A 716-nucleotide genomic window follows, 5' to 3' on the forward strand; every position below is an offset into this window, starting at 1 on the left:
AAGAATAGAACCCCTTATCGAACATTGTCACGCTATGGTTTGGTGTTGTTCCTATCAGTTTTTCAGCTAATATCATTTCGTTTGTATTGTAATTATCAAATGCACTGGCCGTAATAATGTGACTGCTTAGTTCCATTTGGCAGACCATTCTCACTTGCGGATATTGCGTCCCTTTTTGTCGAGAAAATGCCTTTTCATTTTGCGGGTTATCGGGCGTTCGCCAAACAACGCCATCGACGCCAAGCAGCGTTAATCCATTCCATTGGGGTAACTTTGCACTGTTTAACCATGACGTAGTCATTCGCTCAAAGACCGCTTTAATTGCGTCTTCACCCAACGTCTTTCGACGTTGAGTTAACGCACTCGGTGCGACAAAAGCTTTACCTGTACGGTCGACAATATCAAGTTGGTTCACTAAATCTTTCATGGATTTACTGTTATAGATAGCCATTCCAACAAGCAGCCACACCATGGATTCTAAAGTTAATTTCCTCTTTCTCATCGTGACAGTATCAGTAAGAGAATAGGCTTCGTCGATGAGTTCAATTGGAAGCAAGTCAGACAAAGTCTCAACGCTGCTAGGTTTCCAATCATTAATTATGTTTAGAGCTTGAGAAACATCCATAAAAAAATCCAAGTGCATTAAATACACTTGGATTTTGACAGCTCTGAAGGATCCTTCAACCGATCGCTTTGGCTTTAACTGATCGGCATTA

General features: G+C 41.2%; 1 protein-coding gene. It reads right to left on the minus strand.

The window, feature by feature from the left end:
• Positions 1 to 625: IS4 family transposase (locus AB4503_RS14440; RefSeq protein WP_372115207.1), on the minus strand; the 625-nt coding region annotated here is incomplete at its 3' end.
• Positions 626 to 716 lie beyond the last annotated feature (91 nt).

Source organism: Vibrio sp. 10N.222.55.B11 (genome assembly GCF_041473705.1).
Lineage (GTDB): Bacteria > Pseudomonadota > Gammaproteobacteria > Enterobacterales > Vibrionaceae > Vibrio > Vibrio crassostreae_C.